Raw genomic sequence first — 7,003 nt, forward strand, 5'->3', positions numbered from 1 at the left:
GCTGGTCGAGAGCCAGCATCCCCGCCACCAGGCCCTGAGCACACGGCTGCTGGATGCCATTATGCCCTTTAGCGGCAATGCGTTGCGCATCGGCGTCACCGGCACGCCGGGCGCCGGAAAAAGCACCTTTCTGGACGCCTTCGGCATACTGCTGATCCGTCAGGGGTTGCGGGTGGCGGTGATTGCCGTCGACCCCAGCAGCCCGGTCAGCGGCGGAAGTATTCTTGGCGACAAAACACGAATGACCGAACTGGCGCGCTCAGAGGCCGCCTTTATCCGCCCGTCGCCCTCCAGCGGCCATCTCGGCGGCGCCTGCCTGCGGGCGCGGGAGCTGATATTGCTGTGCGAAGCGGCGGGGTTCGATGTGGTGATCGTCGAAACCGTCGGCGTCGGTCAGTCGGAAACAGAGGTCGCCCGGATGGTGGACTGTTTTGTGTCGTTACAGATAGCCGGCGGCGGCGACGACCTGCAGGGCATTAAAAAAGGGATCATGGAGATGGCCGACCTGATTGTCATCAACAAGGATGACGGTGAAAACCATAACCGCGTCGCCATCGCCCGTCACATGTACGAGAGCGCGCTGCACATCCTGCGGCGTAAATACGCCGAGTGGCAGCCGCAGGTGCTGAGCTGTAGCGCGCTGGAAAAGCGTGGTATCGACGAGGTCTGGCAGGCCATCTGCGATTTCAGAACCCGCTTAACCCGCAGTGGACGACTCCAGCAGGTGCGCCAGCAGCAGGCGGTAGACTGGCTGCAAAAGCAGACCGAAGCGGAGGCGCTACAGCTCCTGTTCGCCCGGAGCGACTTCGACCGCTACTACCAGCAGACGCTGCAGGCCGTCAAAAACAGCAGCCTCTCGCCGCGCACCGGCCTGCGGCAAATCGGCGAATTTATCCAGAATCATTACTTTAAATAAAGAGATAATTATGTCTTATCAATACGTTAACGTTGTTATTATCCAGAAAGTGGCGGTCATTGAGTTCAACTACGCCCGCAAGCTGAACGCCCTGAGCAAGGTGTTTATTGACGATCTCATGCTGGCGCTAAGCGATCTCAACCGCCCGGATATTCGCTGTATTATCCTGCGCGCGCCCAGCGGCGCGAAGGTGTTCTCCGCCGGTCACGACATTCATGAGCTGCCCACCGGACGGCGCGATCCGCTCTCTTATGACGATCCGCTGCGCCAGATCACCCGCATGATCCAGAAATACCCGAAACCGGTTATCTCGATGGTTGAGGGCAGCGTCTGGGGCGGCGCGTTTGAGATGATCATGAGTTCCGATCTGATCATCGCGGCCAACACCTCCACCTTCTCCATGACGCCGGTCAACCTTGGCGTGCCGTACAATCTGGTCGGAATCCACAACCTGACCCGCGACGCTGGTTTCCATATCGTCAAAGAGCTGATTTTCACCGCCTCCCCTATCACCGCGCAGCGCGCGCTGGCGGTCGGTATTCTCAACCACGTCGTCCCCACCGCAGAACTGGAAGATTTCACGCTGCAGATGGCGCACCACATCTCGGAAAAAGCGCCGCTGGCGATTGCCGTCATCAAGGAAGAACTGCGCGTACTTGGCGAAGCGCACACCATGAATTCCGATGAGTTCGAGCGCATTCAGGGGATGCGCCGCGCCGTGTATGACAGCGAAGATTATCAGGAAGGAATGAATGCGTTTCTGGAAAAACGTAAACCCAACTTCGTGGGCCACTAACGCTGGCGAAAGGAGATAGCGATGAAAGAACCCTGGCCGCGGCTCAGCGCCGACGAAGCGGCGGAGCTCATTGAGCATAACGCAATGGTCGCCTTCAGCGGCTTTACTCCCGCCGGTTCGCCCAAGGCGCTACCGGCGGCGATCGCCCGTCGCGCCCGCGAACTGCATCAGGCGCAAAAGCCTTTCCAGATTCGTTTGCTGACGGGGGCGTCCATCAGCGCGGCCGCCGATGACGCGCTGTCGGATGCGGACGCCGTCTCGTGGCGCGCGCCGTATCAAACCTCCTCCGGTCTGCGGCAAAAAATCAACGAAGGACAGGTGCGATTTGTGGACCTGCACCTGAGCGAAGTGGCGCAGATGGTCAACTATGGCTTCTTTGGCGATATTGACGTTGCGGTGATTGAAGCCTCGGCCCTTGCTCCGGATGGGCGGGTCTGGCTCACCAGCGGGATCGGCAACGCGCCAACGTGGCTGCTGCGGGCAAAGAAAGTGATCATTGAGCTTAATCACTACCATAGCCCGCGCGTTGCCGAACTGGCCGATATCGTGATCCCCGGCGCACCGCCGCGGCGTAACAGCGTGGCGATTTACCATGCGCTGGATCGCGTGGGGACCCGGTACGTACAAATCGATCCCACAAAGATTGTCGCGGTCGTAGATACTGAGCTGCCCGATGCCGGAAACGTGCTCAATAAAACCAACCCCATCTGTCAGCAAATCGCCGATAACGTGGTGACCTTTCTGCTAGAAGAGATGGCGCGCGGGCGTATCCCACCTGAATTCCTGCCGCTGCAAAGCGGCGTGGGCAACATTAACAACGCGGTGATGGCGCGCCTCGGCGAGAACCCGGACATTCCGTCCTTCATGATGTATTCAGAAGTGCTACAGGAATCGGTGGTGCACCTGCTGGAAACGGGGAAAATCACCGGCGCCAGCGCTTCCAGCCTGACGGTGTCCGCCGACTCCCTGCAAAAGATTTACGAAAACATGGATTTCTTCGCCAGCCGGATTGTGCTGCGCCCGCAGGAGATTTCCAATAACCCGGAAATTATCCGCCGCCTCGGGGTTATCGCGCTGAACGTGGGGCTGGAGTTTGATATCTACGGTCACGCCAACTCCACGCACGTGGCCGGGGTCAATCTGATGAACGGTATCGGCGGCAGCGGTGATTTTGAACGCAACGCTTACCTGTCTATCTTTATGGCGCCGTCCATCGCCAAAGACGGCAAGATTTCGACAATCGTCCCGATGTGCAGCCACGTCGACCACAGCGAGCACAGCGTGAAAGTGATCGTCACCGAACAGGGGATTGCCGATCTCCGCGGGCTCTCGCCGCTGCAACGCGCGCGCGCCATCATCGACAACTGTGCGCATCCGCTCTATCGGGACTATCTGCACCGCTATCTGGATAATGCGCCTGGCGGGCATATCCATCACGATCTCAGCCACGCGTTTGATCTGCACCGCAACCTTATCGAGCATGGTTCGATGCTCGGTTAACTCGCCCCACCGTCACGATCCTCGGCAATATGCTGAAGCATCGTGGCGGTATAACGGTGGTTTTTCAGCGAATACAGATACTCCTGCATATACATCGGGCTGCCGGGGGCATCAAAGTATTTCAGCGTCGCCGGGTTCACCAGTCGCCAGGCAAAGTGCGGGATCACGGTCAAAAACTGCCCGCGCTCAACGGCGCTTATCTTCGCCATAAAGCTGTAGGGACGATAGATAATCGTCGGGTTGATGCCGCACGGGCGCATATACGCATCCAGCATCGCCTCGAAATTGGCCCGGTTCTGGAAACGCATTTGCAGCCAGGGCAGTTCACGCAGCAGATCCTGTGGCTGCTTCTCCTCGTAGCGACGGGAAACGAGAAACCCCAGACGCAGCGGCGCCAGCTCGCTGATATTCAGGTTATCCAGTTCCTGGACGCGGGCCGAGACATGCTGCGGTGAAATGATAAAATCGAGCTGACGGTCAAACAGGTTATCAATCACCCCATTCTCGCTAAACTCGACGGCCTGCGCGGTCACCCCGTCATATTTGTCACCGAGGCTAATCAACTGGTCGAAAATAATCGTCGGATAGGTATTATCGATGCCAATCACGATATTGCGTGAGCGGTGCGCGGAGTGATGAATGTCATTATCAATCGCTGACAGGCGTTGGTAAATCGGAAACAGTTTCTGGTACAGCTCCTGCCCCGCTTTGTTCAGGCTGATGCTGTTATCTTTGCGGGTAAACAGCGTATAGCCAATCTGATCTTCCAGCGCCGAAATGCTTTTACCAAACGGCGAGGCGGTCATATGTATTTTCTCAGCCGCCCTGGCAATGTTATTGGTTTGCGCCAGCAGGATGAAATTACGCATCTTTTTCGAGATAAAAATATCCATAGCTATCCCTCATTAATCGCTATGGCATATCCTCATGGTCGCAAAAAAAAGACTGGATGTGACGTCTCACTTTTACAGTTGCTCACAGAATAAAAATGAAGCCCGGCTGAAGAGCCGGGCGCAGGGAATTATTGCGTTTTGCTGCTGGCATCCTGCGGCTGGGTCGCCGCAGGCTGCATCTGGAATACGACATCCACCTGGTCGTCAAACTGGATTGTCGGCTGCTCGTAGGTTTCCTGCGCAGACATCGGCACAGGAGCCGCATCCGCTTTCATCATCCGCACCATCGGGCTCGGCTGATAGTTAGAGACGTGATAGCGTACGCTGTACACCGGCCCCAACGTCGCGTTAAAACCAGATGCCAACTCTTTCGCCTGATGGATTGCGTTATCCATCGCCGCTTTACGGGCTTTGTCTTTATACGTTTCCGGTTGCGCAACACCCAGCGACACCGAGCGAATCTCATTCAGACCGGCCTTCAGCGCGCCATCCAGCAGCGAGTTTAGCTTATCCAGTTGACGCAGCGTCACCTCAACGGTACGCACGGCGCGGTAGCCTTTAAGGATGCTTTTGCCGTTCTGGTAGTCATAGTCAGGTTGGGTACGCAAGTTGGCGGAGCGGATATCCTTCTTGGCGATGCCATTCTTTTCCAGGAACGTGAGGTACTGGGCAACGCGGTCATCAGCCTGTTTTTTGGCGGATGCAGCATCCTTCGCCGCGACGTTAACTTCGATTGCCAGCGTAGCAATATCCGGAACGGCATCAACGCTTGCGGTCCCTGAGGTGACAATATGCGGACCATTCGGCAACTCGTTTGCCTGTACCGACATCGCGCTTACTCCTATTAAAGCCGCGAGGGCCATCACTTTAAACTTCACTGTCATTCCTCCATGTTACGTATTCACCCGAAACAGGGCGCATGCCTGCAAGATTAGCCTGTGACGGGTAAATGTCCATAAGATAAGGATTAGTTGAACAATGCGTGAACGTGCAGGACGCCTTCTTTTGCCAGCTGGAACGCGATAAACCACATCACCGCGCCCACCAGCAGATTGATTATCCGCTGCGCTTTGGCGGTACGCAGGCGCGGAGCAAGCCAGGCCGCCAGCAGCGCCAGGCCAAAGAACCACAGGAAAGAGGCGCTGACGGTACCCAGCGCAAACCAGCGCTTCGGCTCAACGTCCATCTGCCCGCCGACGCTGCCCAACACCACGAAGGTATCCAGATAGACGTGCGGGTTAAGCCAGGTCACCGCCAGCATGGTGGCGACAATTTTCCAGCGCCCCTGCTTCATCACCTCGGCGCTGGCGAGTTCAATATTACTGCCCGTCGCCGTGCGGAACGCGCCAAACCCATACCACAGCAAAAATGCCACGCCGCCCCAGGTAATCAGCGCCAGCAGCCATGGCGACTGCATCAACAGCGCGCTGCCGCCGAAGATCCCGGCGCTGATAAGCAGCATATCGCTCATGGCGCACAGGAAGGCGATCATAACGTGGTATTGCCGACGAATCCCCTGATTCATGACAAATGCATTCTGCGGCCCTAAAGGAAGGATCATGGCAGCACCGAGTGCAAGCCCTTGAAAAAAATAGGATATCACAATGAATTTCTCGTCCAGTTCGTTAATGATGCAGACTATAGCGCGAGAAAATTATTAGCGGAAATTGATAATTTTAATCATTAATAAGTTACATTAATAATAGCGTGCAGAAAAAAGGCCGGAACCCCGGCCTTTTCGTTTTTATTCGCTAACCTGCTTCTGCGTATTTTTAAAATGCACATCCATCTGCTGATGCGGGAAGGTAATGCCGTTAGCGTCAAAATCACGCTTAATACGTTCCAGCACATCCCAGTAGACGTTTTGCAGTTCGCTGCTCTGACTCCAGGTCCGCACCACAAAGTTCATAGAGGATGCGGCAAGTTCGTGCAGACGCACAGTCATTTCACGGTCTTTAAGAATACGCTCATCAGACTCGATAATAGCGGTCAGCAACTGCTTCACTTTATCAATGTCAGAGTCGTAGGCCACGCTGATAATAAACTCATTGCGGCGCACCGGCTCGCGGGAAAAGTTGATGATGTTGCCGGCAATAATTTTACCGTTGGGGATAACGACAATTTTGCCGTCCAGGGTACGCATCGTCGTCGAGAAAATCTGTACATTCAGCACAGTACCCGCCACGCCGCCAAGATCGACATACTCCCCAGCGCGGAACGGACGGAACATCACCAGCAGAACGCCAGCGGCAAGGTTAGACAGCGAGCCTTGCAGCGCAAGACCAACGGCCAGGCCTGCGGCGCCGAGTACCGCAATAACGGAGGCCGTCTGCACGCCAACGCGGCCAAGCGCCGCAATCAGAGTAAAGGCGATGACTGCATAGCGCACCAGCGCGGAAAGAAAGTCTGCGACGGTGGCGTCAATTTTACGCGCCTGCATCAGACGGTTTAGCGTGCCAGACACCACGCGGGCGACAATCAGACCGATAATAACAATTGCAATTGCCGCTACGATATTCACCGCATAGCTCAGCAGTAATTCCTGGTTGCGCACCAACCACGATCCGGCGTTATTTATGCCGTCAACAACGTTTAAATCTTTCATTACATATTCCTTATGGCTGCCCACACGGGAAATAAATCCCCCGCCGGGAATGACAGGTGAGTCGCTAAGGGTAAACAATAATCGCTGATTTTGCCAAATAGATCACAAAATTGGACGCTATCATTCTGCGGTAAAGGAAATAAAAAAGGTTCATCGCGCTTTACCGGGGAACGCTGCTTTTATCTTCAGGAAGAAGTAGTCGTTATCCCGGTATCCATAGGCCATACGCTTTATGACCTTGATTTTATTATTCATCCCCTCCAGCACACTGGTGTTCAGATGATGCGTCGCGC

At 55.6% G+C, this 7,003-nt stretch carries 8 protein-coding genes; 3 read left to right on the plus strand and 5 right to left on the minus strand.

Features of this window, described 5'->3' with window-relative positions; translation table 11 throughout:
- From meaB to JO226_RS19470, 3 genes are all read left to right on the plus strand, one after another.
- Positions 1-916: methylmalonyl Co-A mutase-associated GTPase MeaB (gene meaB, locus JO226_RS19460; RefSeq protein WP_296406468.1), on the plus strand; the 916-nt coding region annotated here is incomplete at its 5' end.
- Positions 917-926: 10 nt separating this feature from the next.
- On the plus strand, positions 927-1,712 hold the full coding sequence (gene scpB / locus JO226_RS19465; protein ID WP_296406470.1) for a methylmalonyl-CoA decarboxylase: 786 nt from the start codon (positions 927-929) through the stop codon (positions 1,710-1,712).
- Between the two features lie 21 nt (positions 1,713-1,733).
- Entirely contained in the window at positions 1,734-3,212 is a 1,479-nt protein-coding gene (locus JO226_RS19470; protein ID WP_296406472.1) for an acetyl-CoA hydrolase/transferase family protein, read from the plus strand.
- Here JO226_RS19470 and JO226_RS19475 read toward each other — a convergent pair.
- The 5 genes from JO226_RS19475 to JO226_RS19495 all read right to left on the minus strand — a co-directional run.
- Complete coding sequence (locus tag JO226_RS19475; protein WP_296406474.1) at positions 3,209-4,105, minus strand: LysR family transcriptional regulator; 897 nt, start codon at positions 4,103-4,105, stop codon at positions 3,209-3,211. The two genes, JO226_RS19470 and JO226_RS19475, sit on opposite strands and share 4 nt — an antisense overlap.
- 128 nt (positions 4,106-4,233) lie before the next feature.
- The gene (locus tag JO226_RS19480; RefSeq protein WP_296406476.1) at positions 4,234-4,983 is read right to left on the minus strand and encodes an oxidative stress defense protein; all 750 of its coding nucleotides are present in this window, start codon (positions 4,981-4,983) and stop codon (positions 4,234-4,236) included.
- 89 nt (positions 4,984-5,072) lie between these two features.
- Positions 5,073-5,708: an arginine exporter ArgO gene (gene argO, locus JO226_RS19485; protein WP_296406478.1), complete on the minus strand. Its 636-nt coding sequence runs from the start codon at positions 5,706-5,708 to the stop codon at positions 5,073-5,075.
- Positions 5,709-5,849: 141 nt separating this feature from the next.
- Positions 5,850-6,710 (minus strand): small-conductance mechanosensitive channel MscS, encoded by an 861-nt coding sequence (gene mscS, locus JO226_RS19490; protein WP_296406480.1) that lies wholly within the window; start codon positions 6,708-6,710, stop codon positions 5,850-5,852.
- A gap of 150 nt (positions 6,711-6,860) precedes the next feature.
- The coding region (locus tag JO226_RS19495) for a transposase (RefSeq protein ID WP_296406482.1) at positions 6,861-7,003 on the minus strand (143 nt) is incomplete at its 5' end.

The sequence above is a fragment of the Pluralibacter sp. genome, from assembly GCF_019237635.1.
GTDB lineage: Bacteria > Pseudomonadota > Gammaproteobacteria > Enterobacterales > Enterobacteriaceae > Enterobacter_B.